General features: G+C 68.1%; 18 protein-coding genes. 7 read left to right on the top strand and 11 right to left on the bottom strand.

Annotated features, from left to right (window positions below):
• Nucleotides 1–118: 118 nt before the first annotated feature.
• Nucleotides 119–1,021, top strand: coding sequence for a protease HtpX (htpX, locus tag CR157_RS11415; protein WP_110283662.1), 903 nt, complete (start codon nucleotides 119–121; stop codon nucleotides 1,019–1,021).
• A 154-nt stretch (nucleotides 1,022–1,175) separates the two neighbouring features.
• Here htpX and pdxB read toward each other — a convergent pair whose 3' ends face one another.
• Nucleotides 1,176–2,336 (bottom strand): 4-phosphoerythronate dehydrogenase PdxB, encoded by a 1,161-nt coding sequence (gene pdxB / locus CR157_RS11410; protein ID WP_110283661.1) that lies wholly within the window; start codon nucleotides 2,334–2,336, stop codon nucleotides 1,176–1,178.
• A 129-nt stretch (nucleotides 2,337–2,465) separates the two neighbouring features.
• On the opposite strand from pdxB, the gene CR157_RS11405 reads away from it, so the two are divergent.
• Nucleotides 2,466–2,747: a hypothetical protein gene (locus tag CR157_RS11405; RefSeq protein WP_110283660.1), complete on the top strand. Its 282-nt coding sequence runs from the start codon at nucleotides 2,466–2,468 to the stop codon at nucleotides 2,745–2,747.
• A gap of 206 nt (nucleotides 2,748–2,953) precedes the next feature.
• Here the strand turns inward: CR157_RS11405 and CR157_RS11400 are convergent, their stop codons facing one another.
• Complete coding sequence (locus CR157_RS11400) at nucleotides 2,954–3,301, bottom strand: glutaredoxin family protein (RefSeq protein WP_110283659.1); 348 nt, start codon at nucleotides 3,299–3,301, stop codon at nucleotides 2,954–2,956.
• A gap of 635 nt (nucleotides 3,302–3,936) precedes the next feature.
• Nucleotides 3,937–6,147: a bifunctional 23S rRNA (guanine(2069)-N(7))-methyltransferase RlmK/23S rRNA (guanine(2445)-N(2))-methyltransferase RlmL gene (gene rlmKL, locus CR157_RS11395; RefSeq protein WP_110283658.1), complete on the bottom strand. Its 2,211-nt coding sequence runs from the start codon at nucleotides 6,145–6,147 to the stop codon at nucleotides 3,937–3,939.
• A gap of 303 nt (nucleotides 6,148–6,450) precedes the next feature.
• On the opposite strand from rlmKL, the gene rmf reads away from it, so the two are divergent.
• A complete protein-coding gene (gene rmf, locus CR157_RS11390) occupies nucleotides 6,451–6,657 on the top strand; it encodes a ribosome modulation factor (RefSeq protein WP_110283657.1) in 207 nt (68 codons plus the stop codon).
• 88 nt (nucleotides 6,658–6,745) lie between these two features.
• Here the strand turns inward: rmf and CR157_RS11385 are convergent, their stop codons facing one another.
• The 5 genes from CR157_RS11385 to CR157_RS11365 all read right to left on the bottom strand — a co-directional run bounded on the left by CR157_RS11385 (nucleotide 6,746) and on the right by CR157_RS11365 (nucleotide 15,657).
• Nucleotides 6,746–7,777: a quinone-dependent dihydroorotate dehydrogenase gene (locus CR157_RS11385; protein WP_110283656.1), complete on the bottom strand. Its 1,032-nt coding sequence runs from the start codon at nucleotides 7,775–7,777 to the stop codon at nucleotides 6,746–6,748.
• A gap of 113 nt (nucleotides 7,778–7,890) precedes the next feature.
• Nucleotides 7,891–12,732, bottom strand: coding sequence for an NAD-glutamate dehydrogenase (locus CR157_RS11380; protein ID WP_110283655.1), 4,842 nt, complete (start codon nucleotides 12,730–12,732; stop codon nucleotides 7,891–7,893).
• Nucleotides 12,733–12,922: 190 nt separating this feature from the next.
• Complete coding sequence (gene trmA / locus CR157_RS11375) at nucleotides 12,923–14,044, bottom strand: tRNA (uridine(54)-C5)-methyltransferase TrmA (RefSeq protein ID WP_110283654.1); 1,122 nt, start codon at nucleotides 14,042–14,044, stop codon at nucleotides 12,923–12,925.
• 74 nt (nucleotides 14,045–14,118) lie between these two features.
• The gene (murI, locus tag CR157_RS11370) at nucleotides 14,119–14,895 is read right to left on the bottom strand and encodes a glutamate racemase (protein ID WP_110284017.1); all 777 of its coding nucleotides are present in this window, start codon (nucleotides 14,893–14,895) and stop codon (nucleotides 14,119–14,121) included.
• A 216-nt stretch (nucleotides 14,896–15,111) separates the two neighbouring features.
• The gene (locus CR157_RS11365) at nucleotides 15,112–15,657 is read right to left on the bottom strand and encodes a hemerythrin domain-containing protein (RefSeq protein ID WP_110284016.1); all 546 of its coding nucleotides are present in this window, start codon (nucleotides 15,655–15,657) and stop codon (nucleotides 15,112–15,114) included.
• A 221-nt stretch (nucleotides 15,658–15,878) separates the two neighbouring features.
• Here CR157_RS11365 and CR157_RS11360 point away from each other — a divergent pair, with 221 nt between their 5' ends.
• Entirely contained in the window at nucleotides 15,879–17,228 is a 1,350-nt protein-coding gene (locus tag CR157_RS11360) for a replication-associated recombination protein A (RefSeq protein WP_110283653.1), read from the top strand.
• A 264-nt stretch (nucleotides 17,229–17,492) separates the two neighbouring features.
• Here CR157_RS11360 and lolA read toward each other — a convergent pair whose 3' ends face one another.
• Nucleotides 17,493–18,122 carry an outer membrane lipoprotein chaperone LolA gene (gene lolA, locus CR157_RS11355; protein ID WP_110283652.1) on the bottom strand — a complete coding sequence of 210 codons (630 nt, stop codon included), beginning with the start codon at nucleotides 18,120–18,122 and terminating at the stop codon, nucleotides 17,493–17,495.
• 122 nt (nucleotides 18,123–18,244) lie between these two features.
• Entirely contained in the window at nucleotides 18,245–21,373 is a 3,129-nt protein-coding gene (locus tag CR157_RS11350) for a DNA translocase FtsK (RefSeq protein ID WP_258364139.1), read from the bottom strand.
• Between the two features lie 166 nt (nucleotides 21,374–21,539).
• Between CR157_RS11350 and aat the strand changes: the two genes are divergently transcribed.
• From aat to infA, 3 genes are all read left to right on the top strand, one after another.
• Nucleotides 21,540–22,301 carry a leucyl/phenylalanyl-tRNA--protein transferase gene (aat, locus tag CR157_RS11345; protein WP_110283651.1) on the top strand — a complete coding sequence of 254 codons (762 nt, stop codon included), beginning with the start codon at nucleotides 21,540–21,542 and terminating at the stop codon, nucleotides 22,299–22,301.
• On the top strand, nucleotides 22,298–23,035 hold the full coding sequence (locus tag CR157_RS11340; protein ID WP_110283650.1) for an arginyltransferase: 738 nt from the start codon (nucleotides 22,298–22,300) through the stop codon (nucleotides 23,033–23,035). The genes aat and CR157_RS11340 overlap by 4 nt, the downstream gene beginning before the upstream one ends.
• 144 nt (nucleotides 23,036–23,179) lie before the next feature.
• Nucleotides 23,180–23,398: a translation initiation factor IF-1 gene (gene infA, locus CR157_RS11335; protein WP_013332816.1), complete on the top strand. Its 219-nt coding sequence runs from the start codon at nucleotides 23,180–23,182 to the stop codon at nucleotides 23,396–23,398.
• Nucleotides 23,399–23,507: 109 nt separating this feature from the next.
• Here the strand turns inward: infA and clpA are convergent, their stop codons facing one another.
• Nucleotides 23,508–25,784 carry an ATP-dependent Clp protease ATP-binding subunit ClpA gene (clpA, locus tag CR157_RS11330; RefSeq protein WP_110283649.1) on the bottom strand — a complete coding sequence of 759 codons (2,277 nt, stop codon included), beginning with the start codon at nucleotides 25,782–25,784 and terminating at the stop codon, nucleotides 23,508–23,510.
• Nucleotides 25,785–25,812: the final 28 nt, after the last annotated feature.

Genomic DNA, 25,812 nt, shown 5'->3' with positions numbered 1-25,812 from the left:
GCCCGGCGACCGCGAGCGCCGCGCTTGAAACCCGGCGGGCGAGACCGTATCTAAGCAACAGCTTGTGAACGCCGTGCCCGGCACGGCCCCCCCTTCGACGACGACGGAGACCCGTTCCATGATGCGAATCCTGCTCTTCCTGGGCACCAACCTGGCGGTGATCATCGTCGCCAGCATCACCCTGCGCCTGCTGGGGGTCGAGGGCTACCTGCGCGGCCAGGGCCTGAACTTCAACGCCCTGCTGATCTTCTGCTTCGTCTTCGGCATGGCCGGCTCCATGATCTCGCTGTTCATCTCCAAGTGGATGGCCAAGCGCGGCACGGGCACCGTGGTGATCGAGACGCCCTCCAATGCCACCGAGAAGTGGCTGCTCGACACCGTGGCGGAGCTCGCCCGCGACGCCGGCATCAAGACCCCCGAGGTGGGCATCTTCCCCGCCCAGCAGTCCAATGCCTTCGCCACCGGCTGGAACAAGGACGACGCCCTGGTGGCGGTCTCGGCCGGCCTGCTCAACCGCATGCGCCCGGAAGAGGTGCGCGCGGTGCTGGCCCACGAGATCGGCCACGTGGCCAACGGCGACATGGTCACCCTGGCGCTGATCCAGGGGGTGGTGAACACCTTCGTGATGTTCTTCGCGCGGGTCGTCGCCCACCTGGTCGACCAGTTCCTGCGCAGCCGCAGCGACGGCGCCGGGCTCGGCTTCATGGGCTACTTCGCCGTGGTGATCGTCGCCGAGATCGTCTTCGGCATCATCGCCTCGGCCATCGTCGCCTGGTTCTCGCGCTTCCGCGAATACCGCGCCGACGCCGCCGGCGCGAAGCTCGCCGGCTCGGGCGCCATGATCAACGCCCTGGCGCGCCTCAAGGCCGAGACCGAGATGCCCGACCAGATGCCGGACACCCTCACGGCCTTCGCCATCACCACCGGCCAGACCCGCAAGATCATGGAGCGGCTGTTCGCCAGCCACCCCCCGCTGGAAGACCGCATTCGCGCCCTCAAGGAAGCGGCGTACCGCCAGTAAACGCCGGGCTGCGGGCTGCGGGCTGCGGGCTGCGGGCTGCGGGCTGCGGGCTGCGGGCTGCGGGCTGCGGGCTGCGGGCTGCGGGCTGCGGGCTGCGGGCAATAAGTCTTGCTCGTGGCTCGTGGCTCGTGGCTCGTGGCTCGTGGCTCGTGGCTCAAACCATCGTCACCCGAAAGCCGGCTGCCTCGAGAAGCGGTGCCATCTCGTGAGCCTTCTCGTTCAGCGTCACCTCCAGGGTAGAGAACTCGCGTCGCAGCGGGTAACTCGCCCGGCAGGCATCGAAGCCCCTGGCCATGCCCCGCCGGCGCGACTCGCGCAGCAGGCTGTCGTGGTCGCGACGCACGTCGTGGACCGCACGGGCACACAGCCGCAGCGCCTCCTCGGCCTCGAGCCCGCCTTGCAGCGCCAGGTGCGACACCGGCGGTGGCGGTAGCAGGTCGGCGAGCGTCACCCCCGCCGGCAGGCCGAGATGCCGGGCCAGCTCCCGATAGACCTGGTGGGTGCCGCGCAGCTTGCCGTCGAGGCTGTAGCCGGCGATATGCGGCGTGGCGATCGCCGCCAGATCGTGCAGGGCGGCGTCGATGCCGGGCTCATGCTCCCAGACGTCGAGCACGGCGGTGATATCGCCCTGCCCTGCCAGCCGCTGACGCAGCGCCTGGCCGTCGATGCAGGCGCCGCGGCCGGCATTGAGCACCACCGTCCCCGGCGCCAGTTCGGCGATCCGTTCGGCATCGAGCAGGTGATGGGTGGCATGGGGGCCCTCGGCGACCAGCGGAGTGTGCAGGCAGACCACGTCGCACGCATCGATCAGCGACGCCAGGCCGACGAAGCCCTGAGCGCCCTCCCGCTCCGCCCGGGGGGGGTCACAGGCCAGGCAGTCGATGCCCAGGGCCTCGAGCCGCCGTAGCAGCCGGCCGCCGACGCTGCCTGCCCCGACGACACCGACACGGCGGTCGGCCAGCCGCCAGCCCTGCCGCTCGGCCAGGGTCAGCAGGCTGCCGAGAACATAGTCGACCACCGCCTCGGCATTGCAGCCGGGAGCACTGGCGAAGGCGATGCCGTGGCGTGACAGGGCGGCCTGGTCGACATGGTCGGTCCCGATGGTGCAGGTGCCAACGAAACGCAGCCGCGAACCGGCCTGCAAGGCCGCCTCGACCATGGCCGCGTCGACCCGAGTGATGGAACGCACCACCAGGGCATCGACATCGCGCACGGCCCCGGCATCGATCTCGCGGCCCGGCAGCCTGATCACCTCGCCGAGCCCGCCGAAACAGGCGTCTGCGGCAAGCACATTGGCATCGACGAGGATTCTCATGGCATGTCTCCTGACTCCCTGGATGGCACGACTTGTTCGGGCGGCACAAGGCCTTACAATACCTCCCCAGCCGTTACATGACACCTCGGCGCTGCCATACAGCAGTGCCTCACGCTTTCAGGAGTCGCCGTGATCGTCCGCTGGGAAACCGACCATGACTATGTGCTGGTACATGTCCACCAGGACATGTTCGGCGACTGGATCTTCAGCCGCGCCTGGGGGCAGATCGGCACCCAGTTCGGCGGACTGAAGCATCGCCTGGCCGACGATCACGCCCAGGCGATGATGTGGCTCGGCGACGAGGCCACCATCCAGGCCTCGCGGGGCTTTCGCAAGGTACTGGAAGTAGAGGCCGAATCCGCCGAGGGACGCGACGCCATCAGCCAGCTGTCGTTGCTGGATACGCTATAAGCTGGAAGCTGGAAGCTGGAAAGGCAGCATGTTGCCACCAATCCTTTTGTCAGGGTTTTTTCTTGCAGCTTCGAGCTTATGGCTTCGAGCTCCGGGCGAAGCCCGGCTCTTCCAGCCGCGAAGCGGCGCTCTTCCAGCTTCAAGCTCCCGGCGAAGCCGGGGACTTAAAGCTTAAGGCTTACAGCTCCCGGCGCAGCCGTGCCGGGTCACCCCAGGTAGCGCCGGCCTCCGCGCCGGGTCGCGCCCTTCACCGAGCCAGGCTCTGCCGCCCCGCCGAGCTGTCGCTGCAGGACCTGCCAGGCGCCCTCGTCCAGCCAGCCCCGCTCCCTCAGCCAATCGGCCAGCCGTGGCGCCTCGAAGCCGCGGTCGAGCTCCTCACCGGCCTCGTCCGCCAGTACCGGAATCCGCATCCCGTAGCGCTCGACCAGGGCAACGTCCTCGCTGATCTCGACCTCCTCCAGGTGGTACGCCTCGGCGGCCAGGGTGACCAGCAGCGCCTCGAGCTGCTCGCAGAGATGGCAACCCAGGGTGGTATAGAGCCGCAGGCGGATCATACGGCCTCCCGCTGGCGGTTCAGAGTCGCTTGGGTCGGCCTCGGTGACGGGTTACCGGCGTTGGTGGAGCCTGCGGGGTCTGACCCCCGGGACGTCGAGGTCGCAGTGGGGTACCCATGATGCCGACTCCTGTCGGGCACGGGGTCAGACCCCACAGGCGTGGCCTCGACGCAAGAGCCCGGCTCCCGATCGCCTATCATGCGGCCAGTGGTCGAAACGCTCATGACGCCTCCCGGTGGCGGATCAGGAACACGTGATGCAGACCCGGGCGGCGGTTGCCAGATAGAGAGCGGATCGAAGGTCTCATGACGCCTCCCGATGGCGGATCAGGAACACGTGATGCAGCCCCGGGCGGCGGTTGCCAGATAGAGAGCGGATCGAAGGTCTCATGACGCCTCCCGATGGCGGAGCAGGAACACGTGATGCAGCCCCGGGCGGCGGTTGCCAGATAGAGAGCGGATCGAAGGTCTCATGACGCCTCCCGATGGCGGATCAGGAACACGTGATGCAGCCCCGGGCGGCGGTTGCCAGATAGAGAGCGAATCGAAGGTCTCATGACGCCTCCCGATGGCGGATCAGGAACACGTGATGCAGCCCCGGGCGGCGGTTGCCGGATAGAGAGCGGATCGAAGGTCTCATGACGCCTCCCGATGGCGAATCAGGAAACAGTGGTGCAACGCGGGGCGTCTCTGGAAATCCGGATCGAAGGTCTTCCGCGAGATGTCCTCCACCGCGTAGTGCTCGGCGAGGTCGGCATCCAGTTGGAAGCGGCGCTGGTTGTTCGAGAACACCAGGGTGCCGCCCGGTGCCAGGCGGGCCATGGCCAGGCGCACCAGGCGGCCGTGGTCGCGCTGCACGTCCAGGGTGGCCTCCATCTTCTTGGAGTTGGAGAAGGTCGGCGGGTCCAGGAAGATCAGGTCGAACTGCGCCCTGGCGGTCTCCAGCCAGCGCAGGCAGTCGTCGCGCACCACCCGGTGGCGGCTCGGGTCGAGGCCGTTGAGGGCGAAGTTGTCCCGCGCCCACTCCAGGTAGGTGTTGGAGAGGTCGACGCTGACACTGTCGCTGGCCCCCGCCGCCTCGGTGTCCTCCTTCCGCGACCCCAGCGCCGCCTGCACCGTGGCGGTGCCGGTGTAGCAGAACAGGTTGAGAAAGCGCTTGCCGGCGGCCATCTCGCCCAGCATCCGGCGCACCGGGCGGTGGTCGAGGAACAGGCCGGTATCGAGGTAGTCGCGCAGGTTGACCCACAGCCGTGCCCTGCCCTCGCGCACCTCGAAGCGCTCGCCGCTGGTGGCCTGCTTCTGGTACTGGCCCTTGCCGCTCTGGCGCTCGCGCCGCTTGACCACGATAGCCGCCGGGTCCACGCCCAGCACCTCGGGAAGCACCGTGAGCGCATCGAACAGGCGCCGCTGGGCCTGCTCGGCGTCGATCGTCTTCGGCGGCGCGTACTCCTGGACATGCACCCGGTCACCGTAGACATCGATGGCCAGGGCGTACTCCGGCATGTCGGCGTCATAGAGCCGGTAGCAGCTCTCGCCGGACTGCTTCAGCCACTTCCTCAGCCGCTTGCGGTTCTTCTCCAGGCGATTGGCGAACATCTGCGCCCCCTTCGAGAGTCGGGGCCGTGGCGCCGGCTCTGCCCCCGCCAGGCCTTCGTCGGCTTCGGGGATCGCCATCAGCAGCAGCCGGGCATCCAGCGGGCCATTCTTCAGCGAGTAGTGCTTGTGGGCGCGCAGGCCGATGCGGTGGCCCAGGTCGGGGTTGGCGGTGAACACCGCCAGTTGCCAGCCGGGAAAGGCCGCCCGCCCCCGTTCGCCGAGCTGGCCATAGAGGGTCACCAGCTCGGGCAGCTGGCCCAGGCGCTCGCCATAGGGCGGGTTGGTGATCAGCAGGCCCCGCGCCGCGTCCGGCAGCCCCTCGGGGCGCCCGAGCCGCCCCAGCGAGGCACCGCGGAACTCGATCAGCGCGGGAATGCCGGCGCGCATGGCATTGGCCTTGGCCGCGGCCAGCGCCGGCGGGCTCTCGTCGAAGCCGAACAAGCGCGAACGACAACGCTTGCGCCCGATGCTGGCCCGGGCCTCGGCCTCGCGGCGCAGCTCGCGCCACTGTCGCTCGTCATGACCGGCCCAGCCGTGGAAGCCGAATCGCTCCCGTGCCAGGTTGGGGGCCATGTCGGCGGCGATCAGCGCCGCCTCGATCAACAGGGTGCCGGCCCCGCAGAGCGGGTCGACCAGCGGCGCGCCCTGGCGGGCCAGCGCCGGCCAGCCGGCCCGGACCAGCAGGGCCGCGGCCAGGTTCTCCTTGAGCGGCGCATGGCCGACGTCGCGGCGATAGCCGCGGCGGTGCAGGCTGTCGCCGGAGAAGTCCACCCCCAGGGTCAGCCGGCCGCGGTGCAGGTTGGCATAGAGGCGCAGGTCGGGGCGGCACAGGTCGACGTCGGGCCGCGGCCGACCCGCGGCCAGCAGGCGCTCCACCACGCCATCCTTGACGGTCTGGGCACCGAAGCGGGTGTGGCGGATCGCCTCGGAGCGCCCGTGAAAGTCCACTGCCAGGCTGCCGTCGGCGCCCAGGTGATCGCGCCAGTCCACTGCCGCGACGGCCTGGCGCAGCTGGTCCGGCGTCTCGATACCCTCCTCGCGCACCAGGCAGAGCACCACGCGGTTGGCCAGGCGCGACCAGAGGCAGACGCGATAGGCAGTCGCCAGGCTGGCCCGGAAGTGCACCCCGGCCACGGTGGTCTTGCCCGGCTCGGCACCCAGGTCGGCCAGCTCGTCGGCCAGCAGGAGTTCGATGCCCTTCGGGCAGGTGGCAATGAATGCCAGCGAATCAGTCGCTTGTGTCTCAGTCATGGAAGGTCCATCGGCCCCTCGGATGGGCGGATCGCGGCCATTACGACCAGGTGAACGGGATGTTACAAATCAACGGTCGACAACGTCGACCCCGTTGCGCTATCAATTAGTCAGTAGCTACTGAATAACGCATGCGTTTGCTGTCAACGGGCCCCATCCGTCGCACGGCCGAACCCTTTCGGCCTGCAGGCGGCGGTAACCCGGGGCCCGAGGATCGAACGGGTTGGTCGTCTGTCTTATGTCCTTATTCAGACCGAGACGAGACGACAGGCCCACACCGGTACCTTTTCAAGAGGTAGTCCAATGAAACGACAGAAACGTGATCGCTTCCAGCGCGCCTATATTCATGGCTACAAGGCAGGTATCTCGGGTCGCTCCCGTGATGATTGTCCGAGTCAGGACATCAATCTTCGCGAATACTGGATGAGCGGTTGGCGTGAAGGTCGTGGGGATCATTGGTCCGGCATGACAGGTGTCTCCGGCATACACAAGAACCCCATGGTGATGTGAACCCTCGAGTCTCCCTTTCGGTTCCCTTCACCGGCCGTCGAGGACGGTCAGCCAATAGAGCCCGTGGCCCTGCCGCGGGCTTCTTGGTTCACTCCCCCCGTGTCCCGGCGTAGGCCTTCAGCGCCCGGGCACACTCCCCCACCAGCCGCGGTCCGCGGTAGATGAACCCCGAATAGAGCTGCACCAGGTCCGCCCCTGCCTGGCACTTGCCCACGGCGGCCTCGCCGCTGTCGATGCCCCCCACGCCGATGATCGGCAGGGTCGGCAGATGACGGCGCAGCTCGCGAATCACCGCATTCGACGGCTCGAAGACCGGCCGGCCGGAGAGCCCCCCCTGCTCGTCGCCATGGGTGAGGCCGGCCACCGCGTCCCGCGACACCGTGGTGTTGGTGGCAATCACCGCATCGATGGCATTGGCCTCGAGCGTCCGGGCCACCAGCGCCACCTCCTCGACATTCATGTCCGGTGCGATCTTCACCGCCAGCGGCACGCGGCGGCCGGCCTCGCGGTCGAGCCCATGACCCGTCTCGCGCAGTGCGCCGAGCAACTGGTCGAGGTGCTCGCCGAACTGCAGGTTGCGCAGCCCCGGGGTGTTGGGCGAGGAGATGTTCACCGCCACATAGTCCGCCTGGGCGTGGACCTTGCGCAGGCAGGTCAGGTAGTCGTCCACCGCCTGCTCCACCGGCGTGGTCAGGTTCTTGCCGATATTGATGCCGACGATGCCGGCATAGCGACACTTCCTGACCCGCTCGACCAGGTGGTCCACCCCGGCATTGTTGAACCCCATGCGGTTGATGATCGCCCCCTGCTCCGGGAGGCGAAACAGGCGGGGCCTGGGGTTGCCGTCCTGGGGCCTGGGGGTGACGGTGCCGACCTCGACGAAGCCGAAGCCCAGCGCCCCCAGGGCATCCAGGTGGTCGGCATTCTTGTCGAGCCCCGCCGCCAGGCCCACGCGATTGGGAAAGCGCAGTCCCATCAGCTCCACCGGGTCGTCGACCCGAGGGCCGGCCAGGCGCCCGGCGAGCCCCAGCCGACCGGCCAGGTCCAGCCCCGACAGCGCGACCCCATGGGCGGTTTCGGCATCGAGGCGGAACAGGAGCGAACGGGCAAGCGAATACATGGGCATCTCCGGGCGGTGTCGAGCGAGCGGGCGGGAGTATAACAGTCCGCACCCCTGGAAACGACGAACCCCGCCAGCGGCGGGGTTCGTCTCTCACGGCGTACTGTCGCGCCTCAGGTTTCGCGGCTGCTCTCGGCCAGGTCGACGAGCTCACGCACCGCCACGGCGAACAGCGGGAAGCCGCCCTGGCTGCCGCTGCCCACCTGTTCGAGCAACCGGCACCAGCGCCCGTACATGATGTCGTGGAGCTGCAGCCACCGGTCGACCCGCTCCACCGGGTCCCGCGGTCCGCCCTCCATGCCGAGCACGCTCACCGACAGCGCCAGCTGCTGACGGTCGATATCGTCGCGGAAGGTCTCGCGGGCCTTGGCCTGCCAGGTGTCGCGCACCTTGAGATCGGTGATCTTCTGGATCAGCCACGGCAGCTCCAGACGATCGCCGATCTCGTGGAACGCCTCGGCCACCCGCTGGGGCTTCTCGCCGGTCTGGCGCGCCGCCTGGATGATGCCGAGCGCGGTGTAGAGGCTGTTCGTGGCGACCACGGTGGTGGCCAGTGCCGCGGGTACCCCCGCCTCCACCAGCTCCTGACGCCGCGCTTCCCAGGCCTCGCGTTCCTCGCCACGCAGCCGCTCGCCGATGTTCTCCTGCAACTGGGCCAGGCGCGGGGCGAAGTAGGCAATCGTATCCTGGGTGGTCATGCCGAGACGCTGACGCAAGAACCAGCGGCTGGCCCGACGCAGCGTACGCATCAGGTCGAGCATCATGCCGTACTGCACCCGGCTCGGCACCTGGTTGTCCAAGGCCTCGATCTGCTCCCACAGGGCGGTCAGCTGGAAGCTCTCGCGGGCGATCACGTAGGCCCGGGCGATGTCGGCGCGTCCGGCACCGGTGGAGTCGATCAGCCGGCGCACGAAGACGATGCCCATGTGGTCGAACAGGTCATTGGCCACCTGGGTGGCCACGATCTCGCGCTTCAGCCGGTGTTCGTACATCTCGTCGCGGAAGCGCTCGACCAGCACCTTCGGGAAGATGCGTTCGACATGCCGCGCGATGGTCGGGTCGTCCGGCACCTCGGAAGCGATCAGGTCGCCCTTGAGGACGCTCTTGGCATAGGAGATCAACACCGAGAGCTCGGGCAGCAGCATGCCCTGCTCGTTGGCGGCCCGCTCCTGGAGCTCCTCGTCGGAGGGCAGGAACTCGAGTTCTCGATCGATCTGGCCGGCGACCTCGAGCTCGCTGATGAAGCGACTGAAGGGGCCGATGCCCTGACGCGAGAGGATCTCGGAGAGATCCAGCGCCTGGGTCTGGCGATAGTTGTCGAGGATCACCAGCTCGGCGACCTCGTCGGTCATGTCGGCGAGCAGCTGGTTGCGCTGCTTGCCGGTCATGTCACCGCGCTTGACCACCTCGTCGATCAGGATCTTGATATTGACCTCGTGGTCGGAGCAGTTCACCCCGCCGGCGTTGTCGATGAAGTCGGTGTTGACCCGCACGCCCTTGGCGGCGGCCTCCATGCGGCCATGCTGGGTGAGCCCGAGGTTGCCGCCCTCGCCGACTACACGGCAGTTGAGGTCACGGCCGTCGATGCGCAGGGCGTCGTTGGCCTTGTCGCCCACCTCGGCATCGGTCTCGTCGCTGCCCTTGACGTAGGTGCCGATGCCACCGTTCCAGAGCAGGTCGACCTCGGCCTTGAGCATGGCGCGGATCAGCTCGTTGGGGGGCAGCTTGTTCTCCTTGATGCCGAACACCGCCTTCATCTGCGGCGAGATCGGGATCGACTTGGCGCTGCGCTTGAACACCCCGCCGCCCTCGGAGATCAGGCCGGTATCGAAGTCCTCCCAGCTCGAGCGCGGCAGGTCGAACAACCGCTTGCGCTCGGCGAAGGTGGCGGCGGCATCCGGGTTCGGGTCGACGAAGATATGCAGGTGGTTGAAGGCGCCCACCAGCCGGATCGTCTCGGAGAGCAGCATGCCGTTGCCGAAGACGTCGCCGCCCATGTCGCCGATGCCCACCACGGTGAACTCGTCGCGCTGGGTGTTCAGGCCCAGGCCACGGAAGTGCCGCTTGGTCGACTCCCAGGCCCCCTTGGCGGTGATGCCCATCTTCTTGTGGTCATAGCCGTTGGCGCCGCCCGAGGCGAAGGCGTCGCCCAGCCAGTGGCCATACTCGGCGGAGATCTCGTTGGCGATGTCGGAGAAGGTCGCGGTGCCCTTGTCGGCGGCCACCACCAGGTAGGCGTCGTCATCGTCGTGGCGCACCACGTCACGGGGCGGCACCACCTCGCCGCCGACCAGGTTGTCGGTAACGTCGAGCAGGGCGCGGATGAAGGTCTTGTAACAGGTGATGCCCTCCCGCTGGATGGCGTCACGATCCCCCCCCTCGGGCATCCGCTTGCAGATGAAGCCCCCCTTGGCGCCCACCGGCACGATCACCGCGTTCTTCACCTGCTGCGCCTTGACGAGGCCGAGGACCTCGGTGCGGAAGTCCTCGTGGCGATCGGACCAGCGCAGCCCCCCGCGAGCCACCTTGCCCCCGCGCAGGTGCACCCCCTCGACCCGCGGTGAGCAGACGAATATCTCGAAGGCCGGGCGCGGCTTGGGCATGCCGGTGACCTGGGACGGGTTCATCTTGTAGGCGATGTAGTCCTTGACGCGGCCGTCGGCGTCCTGCTGGTAGTAGTTGGTGCGCAGGGTCGCCATGATCAGTTCCATGTAGCGACGCAGCAACTGGTCGTCGTTGAGGCTGGCCACGTCGTCGAGCAGCCGCACGATGCGCTGCTGGCAGGCCTCGATCTCGCTCTCGTCGGGCCGCTCCTCGGGGTCGAAGCGCAGCTCGAACAGCGTCACCAGCTCCCGGGTGATCTCCGGTTGGTTGGCCAGGGTGGTCGCCATGTAGTCCTGGGAGACGCCGAAGCGGATCTGCTTCAGGTAGCGGGCATAGCCGCGCAGCATCGCGACCTCGCGCCAGTCCAGGTTGGCGCCGATGATCAGGCGGTTGAAGGCGTCGTTGTCCGCCTCCCCGACCCAGATGCGCTGGAAGGCCTCGATGAAGGGCTCGCGCATCTCCTGCAGATTGACCTCGGTGCTGGTGTGATGCTCCAGGTCGAAGTCATGGATCCAGTAGGTGGCGTCGGTGGCGTGAATCCCGTAGGGACGCTCGCCGATCACCCGCAGGCCCAGGTTCTCCATCATCGGCAGCACGTCGGAGAGCGGAATGGGGCGGTCGCGATGGAAGAGCTTGAGGTTGACCCCGCTGCCCTCCTCCTCGACCAGGCGATAGAGGGAAAGCGCCAGGGGAATGCCATCGTCGAGCTCGCTGATGTGGTGCAGGTCGTAGACCGCGGTACGGGCGCTGAAATCGTCGCGATAGCCGGCGGGGAAGGCGCCGCGGAAGCGGTCCATGAGCTTGTTGGCCTGCTCCTCGCCGAACCCCTCGATGCTGGCGGCCTGCAGATCGTCACGCCAGTTGCGGGCGAGCTCGGCGACCTTGCCCTCCAGGCGCTTGAGGTCGTAGGCGACGGGCTGGGCGCCCCCGAAACGCAGGATGAACTGGATACGCGCCAGCACCGACTCCGAGAGGTAGGTGTTGAAGTCGCCGAAGGTGGCGCCCAGTTCCTCGCAGAGCAGATGCTGGATGCGCAGCCTCAGTTCGGTGGAGAAGACGTCCCGCGGCACGAAGACCAGGCAGGAGTAGAACTTGCCGAAACGGTCTTCGCGCACGAACAGCCGCACCCGGCGGCGCTCGCGGATGTCGAGGATGCCCAGGGCCGTCTGCACCAGCTCGTCGATGTCGATCTGGAAGAGGTCGTCGCGGGGATAGACCTCGAGAATCTGCAACAGCTGCTTGCCGTTGTGCCCCTTGGGGTTGAAGCCGGCGATATCCATCACCGACTTGAGCTTGCGGCGCAGGATCGGCACGTTGCGCGGCGACTCGTTGTAGACCACGGCGGTGAACAGCCCCAGGAAGCGGTGTTCACCGATCACGCGACCCTGCTCGTCGTAGCGGTCGATGGAGATGTAGTCGGGATAGGTCGGTCGGTGCACCCGGGCATGGTGGGCGCTCTTGGCGAACGACAGCAGCTGGGGCACCAGCACAAAGTGGTCGCCGTCGACTCCGACCGTGGTGCGGATGCGCTCGCGATAGCGCGGCTGGTCCAGGCGAAAGACCCCCAGCTCGCTGCCCTCGATCTTCTCGAGCCACTCCTTGCCGTCCTGCTCGCGGATCTCGTAGGCGTCGTAGCCGAGGAAGGTGAAGTTCTCCTGGCGCAGCCACTCGAGGAAGGCGATGGCCTCGCTGTGGTCCTCGGGATTGATCGATGCCGGGCGGACGGCCCGGATCTCCTCGATCGCCTTCTCGACCTGCTCGACCATCGCATCGTAGTCTGCCACCGCGGTGCGCACATCGACCAGCACCTCGTGAAGGCTGGCCTGGAGATCCGCGAGGACGGCGGGATCGGTATGGCGGTCGATCTCGATGGCGATCAGCGACTCGCGCGACTCCGGCGCGCCCTGCTCCCGGGGCGAGGCGACCCGCACGAGATGATCCTTGTCGTCACGCGCCACCGCCAGCACGGCGTTGTGGATCGCGTGCACGGTGATGCCCCGTCGATTGAGCTCGATGCGCACCGAATCCACCAGGAACGGCATGTCCTCGTGCAGCACCGCCACGAAGGTGTGGGTCGACTGCCAGCCGTGCTCCTCGAAATCGGGGTTGAAGACCCTCACCTTGGGCGAGGCGGGATCGAACTGCTGAATGAAGTGCCACACCGACAGGGTGGCGCCATAGATGTCGTCCAGGCGACGGTCGGCGAGGTCATCGAACGGCACCGTGGCGTAGAAGTAGCGGGCGAAGGACTCCACCGCGCGGGCCTTCTCCTTGTCCAGTCGACTGGCCAGTCGCTCGGCGAGTTGCTTGAGAAAATCCTGCCTGACTTCGTCGTACGCAACGTGCTGCATCCATCACCTCGGCTGCCGACGGCCGCCGAAGGGCGGCCGGGAAAAGTTCACGGCGGCCCATGACCGCCTTGCCCTGCGATCTTACGCCACTCCCCGAACCGCCCCCACCGACTTGCCACCTTGCTCATGGTGCATGTCGGTTGCGCATCACCGCTTGACTTCCTCGCCATTGACTAGACCAAGGTCGCAATCAAGCTCGCCGCTCGAGCAGCACCCCGCACTCGCAGTGATGGGTCCAGGGAAACTGGTCGAACAGGGCGAAACGCCGAATGTCATGCGTCCTGGTCAGGGTCGCGAGGTTGTCCGCCAGGGTATCCGGGTTGCATGAAATATAGACGATACGCGCATAGCCGCCGAGTTGTCGGCAGCTCGCGTCGTCGAGCCCGGCCCGGGGCGGATCGACCAGCACCGTGGTGAAATCGTAGTCGTCCAGCGCCCACTCGGCCACGCGCCGCCCGCCCTTCTCCCCTTTCAGGGCCAGCGAAAACTCCTCGGCGGACATGCGGCCGATCACGGCGTTGTCGATGCCATTGGCCTCAAGGTTGAGCCGTGCGCTGGCCACCGAGGTGCGCGAGATCTCGGTGGCCAGCACCCGGCGGAAGTTTTCCGCCAGGGCGACGGTGAAGTTGCCGTTGCCGCAGTAGAGCTCCACCAGGTCGCCGTCCCGGCTGTCGCGGGTCACATCACGGGCCCAGGCCAGCATCGAGCGGCAGATCTCGGCATTGGGCTGGGTGAAGCTGTTCTCCACCTGCTGGTAGACGAACTCGCGCCCGTCCACCTCGAGTCGCTCCCAGACATGGTCCCGCTCGAGCACCAGGCGCTGCTTGCGCGAACGGCCGATGATCATCGCACCCAGGGTCGCCTGCAGCCGACGCGCCTCGGCTTTCCAGGCCTCGTCCAGCGGGCGGTGGTAGATCAGGGTGACCAGCGCCTCACCGGAGAGGGTGGTGAGGAACTCCACCTGGAACAGCTTGCGCCGCAACAGGGGGACGTCACGAATGGCGTCGAGCAACTGCGGCATCAGCTCGTTGATCCGCCGGCCGGCCACCGGATAGTCGTCCAGGCGGATCACCCTCTTCCTCTTCGGATCCGCCGGGCCGACCTCGGACCCTTGCATTTCGAACATCGCATAGAAAAGGTCGTCCCCCTCGTGCCAGAGCCGGAACTCGCAGCGCTGGCGGTAGTGGCTCGGTGGCGAGGGGAACACCTCCAGTGCCGGCGGCGAGAAGCGGGCGAAGTCGCGGAGGATGCGCTCGCGCTTGGCCTCGAGTTGCTGGTCGTAGCGGGCGGGGTCGACGACGGGAACGGCCACGGGGCCTCCTGTAATGGTGATAGGGATGGTGACGACAATGCTGACGGAAATTGATGCCGTGGACGCCAGGCGGCTCAGTCGAGGTGCAGCAGGTACGGCTCGGCGAAGCCGAACGCCGCCAGTCCCGCCCTCAGCCGCGGGTCCGGGGCGGTGACGAAGCTCTCGCCCGGCCCCCGGTACGGGGCAGGCGCGGCGACCACCTGGGCGACCCGGCGGGCGATGGCGTCGCCGGAATCGATCCAGGCGACTCCGCGAGGGGCCGCCTCGACCAGGGCATCATGCAACAGCGGGAAGTGAGTGCAGCCCAACACCACCGTATCGAGCTCGGGATCGACCCACAGCGGTGCGAGCGCCTCGCGGATCACCACGCGATCCGGAGCCTCGCCGACGACCCAGCGCTCGGCCTCGCCGACCAGCGCATCGGCGGCGACCCGGGTGACCCGGCAGCCGGCGGCAAACTCCCGTATCAGTTGCAGGGTGTAGGGGCGTGCCACCGTGGCACTGGTGGCCAACAGGCCGAGATGGCCAGTCCGACTGCATTGCGCCGCCGGCTTGATCGCCGGCACGGTGCCGACCACCGGCACCGCAAGCCGGTCGCGCAGGGCGTCGAGCGCCAGGGTGCTGGCGGTATTGCAGGCCACCACCAGGGCGCAACAGCCGCTGGCCGAGACCGCCGCCTCGCAGACGGCGAGGATACGCTGCACCAGCCAGCCGTCCTCGCGAATGCCATAGGGCAACATGGCATTGTCGCAGGCATAGGCCAGCGCCGCCCCCGGCAGGCGCTCGCGCAGGGCCGCCACCACCGAGAGCCCCCCCACACCGGAGTCGAACACCAGCACCGGCCCGGTCACCGGCACCCACCACAATGCGCTCCCCCCGCCCGGTCAGAAGAGGGCGGCTGGAGAGAGAGAGAGGAAGGCATGACATGGCGCAGGCTGGCTGGCATCGCACTGGGTCCCGGCGGTACGTTCTCGGCCGAGCGCTCCTGGCGGAGTGCCCCGGACCGACCATGGGGACGCATTCTACCTCAGACCGGCGACGACCCGAAGAGGCCCACCCACACAGGCTCAGATCACCTGCACCGGCGCCTCGCGCAGTTCGGCATAGAGCTCGGGATAGGCTTCCTGCAGGCGCTCCAGCTCGGCGGCGGCCCCTTCGGGAAGCAACTCGCCGAGATGTTGCAGCTCCTGCTCGTCGAAGTGCTGCTGGATCAGCGGGAAGAGCAGCTCACGCTCGTCACGCAGGTAGGCCCGATGGCTCTCCAGGTAGGCCTTGAGGTCATCGGAGAAACGATCCATCGGCACGACCGCATCCATGAGGATCATGTCGATGTCACCGGACAGCCGCTTCAGACGTGCGCGCAGGCCCCGGTAGTCCTTGGCCAGCTGCTCGGTGACGTCACCGCTCTCGGGAGCTTTCTGCTGCAACTGTTCGGTGCAGATACGCTCGAGGGGCAGCGTAAAGCCCTCCATGTAGTCCAGGATGTAGTCGACGACCTCCCTCACCAGCTGGAAGTTTGGGCGCTCGCCGGTCGACAGGGTCTTCTGCTTGAGCTGCAGAACGTGCAACATGCGCGCCATATTGGCATGATCCCGGCGCAGCTGGGTCAGCATGGTCATGTCGTGGCCTCCTCTTCCTGTCAGCGATGTGTGGAAGGCATTCCTCGTTGGATTCGCCATCCTGGCCAGGGTTCAGCGAGCCACTCGATACCGGAGGGCACGCCGAAGACGTTGTATCAACCTAGTGCCTGGCGGCGAGGCTGTCTATCGACCAAGGTCGCATTGTCGACGACACCCGCCCGGGCATCCTCTTGCCGTTCATCAGGGAGACCGCCATGGACCTGTTCCACCAGACCACCGGCGATGATGCCGCCCCCCTGGCCTTCCGCATGCGGCCGCGGCGGCTGGCCGACTACGTGGGCCAGCAGGCGCTGGTAGGGCCCGACAAGCCCCTGCGCCGCATGGCCGAGACCGGCGTGGTGCGCTCGATGATCCTGTGGGGCCCGCCCGGCACCGGCAAGACCACCCTGGCCGAGATTCTCGCCGCGGAGTCCGGTGCCCGCCTCGAGCACCTCTCGGCGGTGATGGCCGGGGTCAAGGAGATCCGCGCGGCGGTGGACCGGGCCCGGGCCGCCCAGGGCCAGGGGCAGCCCACCCTGCTGTTCCTCGACGAGATCCACCGGCTCAACAAGAGCCAGCAGGATGCCCTGCTGCCCCATGTGGAGTCCGGCCTGCTGACGTTGATCGGCGCCACCACCGAGAACCCCTCCTTCGAGGTCAACTCGGCGCTGCTTTCCCGCGCGCGGGTCCATGTGCTCAAGTCGCTCACCGAGGCCGAGCTGGTGGAGGTGATGCGTCGGGCCCTGGCCGACGATACACGCGGCCTGGGACGCCGCCGGATCGCCGTCGACGACGGGGTGCTGGGGCTGCTGGCCCGGGCCGCGGCCGGCGATGCCCGCCGCGCCCTGGGGCTGCTGGAGACCGCCTGTGACTTCGCCGAACCCAACGAGGGCGGCGGCGAGATCCTGCGCCGCGAGGCGCTGGAGGACGTGCTCGGCCACCAGGCCAGTGCCTTCGACAAGCAGGGTGACCACTTCTACGACCTGCTCTCGGCGATCCACAAGTCGGTGCGCTCCTCGCGCCCCGACGCGGCGCTGCTCTACATCGCCCGCTTCCTTCAGGGCGGCGGCGACCCGCTGGACGTGGTCCGGCGCCTGGCCGCCATCGCCTCCGAGGACGTCGGCAACGCCGATCCGCGCGCCCTGCCGCTGGTCATGGCCGCCTGGGACGCCTACCTGCGCCTGGGCGACTACGAGGGCCAGCGCGCCATCGCCCATGCGGCGATCCACCTCGCCGTGGCGCCCAAGAGCAACGCCATCGACCGCGCCTGGAAGGAGGCCAAGGCCTTCGTCGCCGCCCAGCCGCGCCTCGAGGTGCCCACCTACCTGCGCAACGCGCCGACGAAACTGATGGCGTCCATGGGCCACGGCCAGGGCTACCGCTATGCCCACAACGAGCCCCACGGCTATCCCGCCGGCAGCGCCCACGACTGCTGGCCCGACGAGATTCCGCACCAGCGTTTCTACCAGCCGACGGAGTACGGTCAGGAGAAGCGCTATGGCCAGCTCATGGCCTGGCGGGAGGCGCTGGACAGGGAGGCGGATGGGGACGGCAGCGACGTGTAGCGCCGAGCGCCCAGCCGCTCGGTGGCGGGCTGGCTGGCGTCGAGGCAGAAAGCGAGAAAACCCCATCGGACTCGATCCGGTGGGGTTTTCGCTCTGCCAGGGTAGGACCTGGGCCGCGGCTTTTCCGGCGACAGGCCTTCGCGGAGGCGCTGTGAATCCGTCCCTGGACGCTACATCCTTCATCCCTGAAGGATGACCTCCGCTTCGGCCAGTCCCCGGCGCCGCTCACGCCGGCACTTCCCGCTATGGACTGGCCGCTCGGCGCTAGTGACTATCCCGAATCACATCGGTGCCGTCGGGAATCTCGAAGGCGAACAGGCCGTCGTCGATGGCCTCGTTCATCTGCACGTCGCGGAACTCGATGGCGGTGCGCTGGCCGGTGCTGTCGGTCATCTGCAGGAACGCCAGGCGCTCGCCGCGGAAGGTCATCTTCAGCTCCTCGAACAGGGTATCGGGGGAGCGCGGCAGCAGGGTGAAGGTCTCGGCACTGCCCTGCTGCTGGCGCGAGACGTCATAGCTGTCGGTCAGCTCACTGGCGCTGCCGGAGAGCAGCAGTGCTGGCGTGTGGGTCACCCGCTGGTCCAGCGCCTGCACGGTGACCTGCTCCAGGTCGGGGTCATACAGATAGACCTCCTCGCCATCGGAGATCACCTCCTGCTGGTAGGGCGCATCGACCTCCCAGCGGAACTTGCCGGGGCGAGACAGCCACATGTGGCCACTGGCCTCCTGCAGGCGCTGGCCGCTGCCGTCGAGGATCTGCTGCTGGAAGGCGGCCTCGTAGGTCTCCAGCGGCTCGAGCATGCGGGTCAGGCGCTCGGCGCCCTCGCTGGCCAGGGCCGACAACGGCACGGCGAACGTCATGGCCAGCGTGGCAAGGGTCTTCTTCATGGTCATCGTCTCTGTCTCCCTGGACGGGTCCATCATGGAATCCTGTCACTCGGACCAAGGGGGCGTCGGCGGGTTGCATGCCCGCCGGCGCTTTCATCATTGCTGCATGGTTGAGCGGGGTACTGGGCTCAGTTACCCACCGGCGGCGGCGCCAGCACCTCGCGGGCACCGTTGGTGCCCATGGTCGACACCACCCCGGCCATCTCCATGGCCTCGACCAGGCGGGCGGCCCGGTTGTAGCCGATCTTGAAGCGGCGCTGCACCGCCGAGATGGAGGCCCGGCGCGACTCGGTGACGAACTGTACCGCCTCGTCGTAGAGGGCGTCCTGCTCGGCATCGTCGCCGTCGACGCCCTCGGCCTCAAGGCCGGTGAGGGCCTCGGCGGAGACGCCGCCGGAGAGGATCTCGTCGATGTACTTCGGCTCGCCGCGACGCTTCCAGTCCTCCACCACCCGGTGCACCTCATCGTCGTCGACGAAGGCACCGTGGACCCGGGTCGGCAGGCCGGACCCCGCCGGCAGGTAGAGCATGTCGCCGTGGCCCAACAGGTTCTCGGCGCCGCCCTGGTCGAGGATGGTGCGCGAGTCGACCCGCGAGGAGACCTGGAAGGCCATGCGGGTGGGGATATTGGCCTTGATCAGGCCGGTGACCACATCCACCGAGGGACGCTGGGTGGCCAGTATCAGGTGGATACCGGCGGCCCGGGCCTTCTGGGCCAGCCGCGCGATCAGCTCCTCGACCTTCTTGCCGACGATCATGAACATGTCGGCGAACTCGTCGATCACCACCACGATGTAGGGCAGCTTCTCGAGCACCGGCGGGCTCTGGTGCATCTCCCAGGGCTGGGGCTCCCACAGCGGGTCGGCGACCTGGGCGCCGGCGCGATCGGCCTCGTCGAGCTTGGCGTTGAAGCCGGCGATGTTGCGCACGCCCATGGAGGCCATCAGCTTGTAGCGGCGCTCCATCTCGGCCACGCACCAGCGCAGGGCGTTGGCAGCCTCCTTCATGTCGGTGACCACCGGCGCCAGCAGGTGCGGGATGCCGTCGTAGACCGACAGCTCGAGCATCTTGGGATCGACCATGATCATCCGCAGCTCGTCGGGGGTGGCCTTGAGCAGCATGGAGATCAGCATGGCGTTGACCCCCACCGACTTGCCCGAGCCGGTGGTGCCGGCCACCAGCAGGTGGGGCATCTTGCCCAGGTTGGCCACCACGGGGCCGCCGCCGATGTCCTGGCCCAGCGCCAGGGTCAGCGCCGAGGCCTCCTGCTGGTAGCGGTCGGAGTCGATCACCTCGCGCAGGCGGATCATCGCCCGCTTGGGGTTGGGAATCTCGATGCCCACCGTGGGCCGACCGGGAATCACCTCCACCACCCGCACGCTCTTGACCATCAGCGAACGCGCCAGGTCCTTGGCCAGGTTGCTGATCTTGGAGACCTTCACCCCCGCCGCCGGCTTGATCTCGAAGCGGGTGATCACCGGCCCGGGCCAGGTGTCGACCACCTCGGCCTTGACCCCGTACTCGCGCAGCCGCACCTCGAGCAGCTCGGCCATCTCGGCCAGCTGCGCGTCCGTGTAGTTGGGCTGATGGGGCTGGGGCGGGGTCAACAGGCGCAGGCTGGGCAGCTCGCCATCGGGGTCGGGCAGGTCGTCGAACAGCGGCCGCTGGTTCTGCAGGTGCTCCACGGTCCAGAGGGTGGGGCCATCGGGCTGGTCGGCGGCCGCGCGCCCCTGCTCGGCGGTGGCGACACGGGGAGCATCGTCGGCGGCCGACTCGTCGGCGGCATGGCCCACCGCGGGACCATCGCTCGCCGCGCGGACGGCAGGCGTCTCCTCGGCCGCCGTCCGCGCGGCGTTCTCGTCCCGGACCGGCTCGTCCCGGCCCAGACGCGGCTCGTCGGCGTCGTCCTCCCAGTCACCCGCCTGCCAGTCGACCAGCGCCGGCTCGCGACGCCCCACGTCGCGTACCGGCGAATGCGGCGACGAGCCCGAGGAGGCCCAGGCCGGCGGCGGAGCCTCGTCCTCCGGCTCCGCGGCTTCGGCAGGCATCTCCCGACACTCGTTGCCGGTGGCCGGTGCCGCCAGGGGGTCATCGTCGCGGCTGGCCCGCAGCGAGGGGCCGCTCCAGGCCGGGGGCGCCTCGTCATCGTCGGGCAGCACCGGCTCGGGCACCGTCTCCGGCACACGGCGGGCCCCGCCAGCCTCGGGCGCACGGAAGGGGTGGGCGGCAGCGGCCCCGGCGGTGCCTGACGACGCCGTAGCGCTCGCTGCCGCCGCGGTGCTGCCGCCCCCCCTGTGGGGTGCGGGTGTCGGCGTGCGGGCGCTGTAGGCCGCCTCCGGGCGCTTGGCGGAGGGGGTGTGCGGGGGCACCTCCCAGGGAATCTCGGTCTCGCCATCATTGCCGAAACCCGGCTCACGCCGGGTATCGCCGGCGGCCGCCAGCTCGGGGAGCGACTCCCCTCGCCGGCCGGGCAGCAGGCGTTGCCACCAGCGCTGCCGCGTCGGCGCCTCGTCGTCGGACTCGGCCACGGGTGCCGGGGGGGTCTGCTCCTCGGCCTCGTCGCGCCCAGCCCGACGCGGCTCGCGCCGGTCGGACGAGAGGCCGAAGGGTTCGGCCAACCGCTGCCAGAACCGCAGGGCACGGTGGCCGAGCTCGTCCATCACCGTGAACCATGACAACCCGGTGAACAACGGAAAACCGCAGAGCATCGCCGCCAGCGACAGCAGGCCGGAGCCCCCGACGCCGACCAGTGGCACCAGGGCGCCGACCAGCCCCTCCCCGAGGATCCCTCCCGAGGAGTAGGGCAGCAGGCTCTCCGGGTTGTAGAAGTGCAGTGCACCGAGCGTGGTGGTGCCGAGCAGCAGCAGCACCAAGCCGCCGCTGCGCACCGCCAGGGTCGTGGCATCCCACTCCAGGTGCACCTGGCGGGAGCGGAGCAGCCACCAGGCGGCGAAGCCCAGCATACCGGGCCACCACAGGGCACTCACACCGAACAGCGAATAGAGCACATCGGAGAGCCAGGCCCCGATCGGGCCCATCCAGTTGGCGACCTCGGTCTCGGGCCCGCTGCGTGACCAGCCCGGGTCGCCGGGCTGGAAGCTGAACAGCGCCAGCAGCAGGAAGACGCAGGCCGCCAGCAGCATGATGGCCACGCCTTCGCGTGCCGATCCCTGCAGCTGCAGGCCGAAGCGTTTCGCCGTCTCCCTGGCATTGGTCGCACTCACTCGACGCGGCGACACCTTCTTCTTGACACTCAAGCGGCCATCCCCCTTGCGCCACAGTTGGCGTCTTCCGTTTCCATGGCGCCAATCATACCGAGCAAGTGCTTGCCATCACAGGGGCCCGCGCCGTCGGCCAGCATCTTGAGCCGGGTCGCCGCCAGCGTCACACTTGAGGCTCCGTCCCGCAAGGATTCGATTCTCGATGCTGCCCTGGCTTGCCGATCACCCCGTGCACTTCCCCCCCGTCGAGCAGGCCCTGCGCGATCCCGACGGCCTGCTGGCCGTCGGCGGCGACCTGAGCCCGGCCTGGCTGCTCGCGGCCTACCGCCGCGGCATCTTCCCCTGGTACAGCGACGACCAGCCGATCCTGTGGTGGAGCCCGGACCCGCGCATGGTGCTGTTTCCTCACGAGATCCGCGTGCGCAGGAGCCTCGCCAAGCGGTTACGCAACGGGGGCTTCCGGGTCACCGCCGACACCGCCTTCGATGCGGTGATCGCGACCTGTGCCGGCCCCCGTGACGGCCAGCCAGGCACCTGGATCACCGACGCCATGCGCGAAGCCTATGGCCGCCTGCATGCCCTGGGCATGGCCCACTCGGTGGAGGTATGGCGCGGCGAGCGGCTGGTGGGCGGCCTCTACGGGGTGGCCCTCGGTCCGGTCTTCTTCGGTGAATCGATGTTCTCCCGGGTCGCGGACGCCTCCAAGGTCGCCCTGGTGCACCTGGCCCGGGCCATGCAGGACGGCGGCGGCCGGCTGATCGACTGCCAGATGCATACCGCCCACCTGGCCAGTCTCGGTGCCCGCGACATCGCCCGGGCCGAGTTCATCGGCTATCTTGAAAAGTGGCTGGGCAAGGCACCGGACGTTGCCGAGGATGACACCTGCATCATCCCGCCCAGCTGGTCATTCGAACGCCTTGGTAGTACGGCACGCCATTCGACGCAAGAGAGGGGGGAGCCGTGAGCAGCAATACACCCCGGCAACCGGTACGGGACCTGCGGTTCTTCCTCACCGTGCCGCATGCCTGCAGCTATCTCGAGGGGCGTGAGGCCACCACCCTGTTCCTCGACCCCCAGGAGTCGCCCGGGCGTGGCGTCTACGATGCCCTGGCGCTGCTGGGCTTCCGGCGCAGCGGTCGCCACCTCTATCGCCCGCACTGCGAGGGCTGCAGCGCCTGCATCTCGGTACGCATCCCGGTGGCCGACTTCGCCCCGAGCCGCAACCAGCGCCGGCTCGTCCGGCGCAATGCCGACCTCACGCTGCACGTGCGTCCGGCGATCTTCGACAGCGAGCACTATGCCCTCTACGCCCACTACATCCGTACCCGCCACGCCGATGGCGACATGTTCCCGCCGAGCCACGAGCAGTACCGCACCTTCCTGACCCTCGACCAGGACTATGCCCGGCTGCTGGAGTTCCGCCTCGAGGGCCGACTGGTGGCCGTGGCGGCCTATGACCAGCTGGAACACGGGCTCTCGGCGATCTACACCTTCTTCGACCCCGACCCGACGCTGGACCGCCGCTCGCTCGGCACCTTCGCCGTGCTCTCGCTGGTCGAGCGGGCCCGTGACCTGGGCCTGCCCCACGTCTACCTGGGCTACTGGATCCGCGAGTGCCGCAAGATGAACTACAAGAAGGCCTTCCGCCCGCTGGAGATGCTCGACGGGCGCCACTGGCGACGCACCCTTCCCGTCTGACCCGCCGGGTCCCGCGTCGAACGGCGGCTTTTTTGCCTTGACGCCCGGCATGCGGCACAATACCGCGCTATTCTGTCGGCACGGGCGTCACCTGCGCGCCTCGGTGCCGCATCGCACCATCATCATCAGCGAGGAACCGCCTATATGGCACGTGAAGACCATATCGAAATGGAAGGCGTCGTCGTCGATACCCTTCCCAACACCATGTTCCGCGTCGAGCTGGAGAACGGCCACGTGGTCACCGCCCATATCTCGGGCAAGATGCGCAAGAACTACATCCGTATCCTCACCGGCGACAAGGTCAAGGTCGAGCTGACTCCCTACGACCTCTCCAAGGGTCGCATCGTCTACCGTTCACGCTGACCCTGCCCGCCAGGTACCACCACGCCTCCGCTCACGGCCACGCAACGTACAGCGCCCCGTCCAGAGACAGGGCGCCGTGTCGTCGTGGTGAAAGGAGGTGATGCCGCTCTCAGGGCGCGTCAGCCAGCTCCGACTCGGTGGAGAGGTGCAGCTCGCCCTCCTCCACGCTGACGTGCACCACCCCGCCGTGCTCCGAGAGCTCGCCGAACAGGATCATCTCCGCCAGCGGCTTCTTGAGCTTCTCCTGGATCAGGCGCGCCATGGGGCGAGCGCCCATGTCGGGGTCGTAGCCCTTCTCGGCCAGCCAGTTCCGGGCGGCATCGTCCACGTCGAGCTGGACCCGCTTCTCGTCGAGCTGTGCCTGCAGTTCCACCAGGAACTTGTCCACCACGCTGCGCACCACCGACATCGGCAGGGAGTGGAACTGGATGATGCCATCCAGACGGTTGCGGAACTCCGGCGAGAAGGTCTTGCGGATGGCCTCCATGGCGTCGGTGGAGTGATCCTGGGTCTGGAAGCCGATGGAGCGCCGCGTGGCCAGCTCGACCCCGGCGTTGGAGGTCATGATCAGGATCACGTGACGGAAGTCCGCCTCACGGCCGTTGTTGTCGGTCAGGCGGCCGTGGTCCATCACCTGCAGCAGCAGGTTGAAGACCTCCGGATGCGCCTTCTCGATCTCGTCGAGCAGCAGCACGCAATGCGGATTCTTGGTGATCGCCTCGGTCAACAGGCCGCCCTGGTCGTAACCGACGTAGCCGGGGGGCGCCCCGATCAGCCGCGACACCGTGTGACGCTCCATGTACTCGGACATGTCGAAGCGCACCAGCTCGATGCCCATGATCTTCGACAGCTGGCGAGCGACCTCGGTCTTGCCCACCCCGGTGGGGCCGGCGAACAGGAAGCTGCCCACCGGCTTGTCCGGCGACTTGAGGCCGGCCCGCGAGAGCTTGATGGCGGCCGAGAGGCTGTCGATCGCCTCGTCCTGGCCGAACACCAGCATCTTGAGGTCGCGGTCGAGGTTCTCGAGCAGCTTGCGGTCGGAGCTCGAGACGCTCTTCGGCGGAATCCGCGCGATGGAAGCCACCACCGCCTCGACCTGGTCGACGTCGATGGTGTCGATCCGCACCTCGGGCGGCAGCAGCCGCTGGTGGGCGCCGGCCTCGTCGATCACGTCGATGGCCTTGTCGGGCAGATGGCGGTCGTTGATGTAGCGATCCGCCAGGCGCGCCGCACTGTCGAGGGCCGCATCGGTGTACTTGAGCCGGTGATGCTCCTCGAAGCGCGACCGCAGCCCCTTGAGGATACGGATGGTGTCCTCCACCGAGGGCGCCATGACGTCGACCTTCTGGAAACGGCGGGCGAGCGCCCGGTCCTTCTCGAAGATGCCGCGGAACTCCTGGAAGGTGGTGGAACCGATGCAGCGCAGGTCACCGGAGGAGAGCAGCGGCTTGAGCAGGTTCGAGGCGTCCATCACCCCCCCCGAGGCCGCTCCCGCGCCGATCACCGTATGGATCTCGTCGATGAAGAGGATGGCGTTGGGCTGCTTCTTGAGCTCGGCGAGCAGGCTCTTCAGCCGCTTCTCGAAGTCGCCCCGGTACTTGGTGCCGGCCAGCAGGGCGCCCATGTCGAGGGCATAGACCACCGCATCACCGATCACCTCGGGCACGTCCTCCTCGACGACCCGCTTGGCGAGCCCCTCGGCGATGGCGGTCTTGCCCACGCCGGCCTCGCCGACCAGCAGCGGGTTGTTCTTGCGCCGACGCGCAAGGATCTGCACCACCCGCTCGAGCTCGTGCTCACGCCCGATCAGGGGGTCGATCTTGCCCAGCCGGGCCTGCTCGTTGAGGTTGGTGGCGAAGCCGGTCAGCGGATTGGCGCCGGTCTCGGCACCGCCCTCCTCGGCCTCCTCGGACTCGGGAGAGGGCGACGAGGGGCTCTGGCCATGGCCGGCCACCTTGGAGATGCCGTGGGCGATGTAGTTGACCGCATCGACCCGGGCCACGTTCTGCTGCTTGAGGAAGTAGACCGCCTGGCTCTCCTGTTCGGAGAAGATCGCCACCAGCACGTTGGCGCCGGTGACCTCGCTCTTGCCCGAGGACTGGACATGAAAGACGGCGCGTTGCAGCACGCGCTGGAAGCCCAGGGTCGGCTGGGTCTCACGATCGCTCTGATCCTCGGGGATCAGCGGCGTGGTGGAATTGATGAAATCCTGCAGGTCGGACCGCAGCTTGTCGAGGTTGGCCCCGCAGGCCCTCAGCACGTCCGCCGCAGAGGCATTGTCCAGCAGAGCCAGCAGCAGGTGCTCCACGGTCATGAACTCGTGACGCTTGGAGCGCGCCACGGTGAAGGCCGTGTTCAGGGTCAGTTCAAGTTCTTTGCTCAGCATGGCAGTCCCCTTCTCGCCGCCTAGGGCT

This window comes from Halomonas sp. LBP4 (assembly GCF_003202205.1).
Classification (GTDB): Bacteria; Pseudomonadota; Gammaproteobacteria; order Pseudomonadales; family Halomonadaceae; genus Halomonas; species Halomonas flagellata.
Note: the sequence above shows the minus strand (reverse complement) of the source record. Positions and strands in the feature narration are given on the sequence as shown.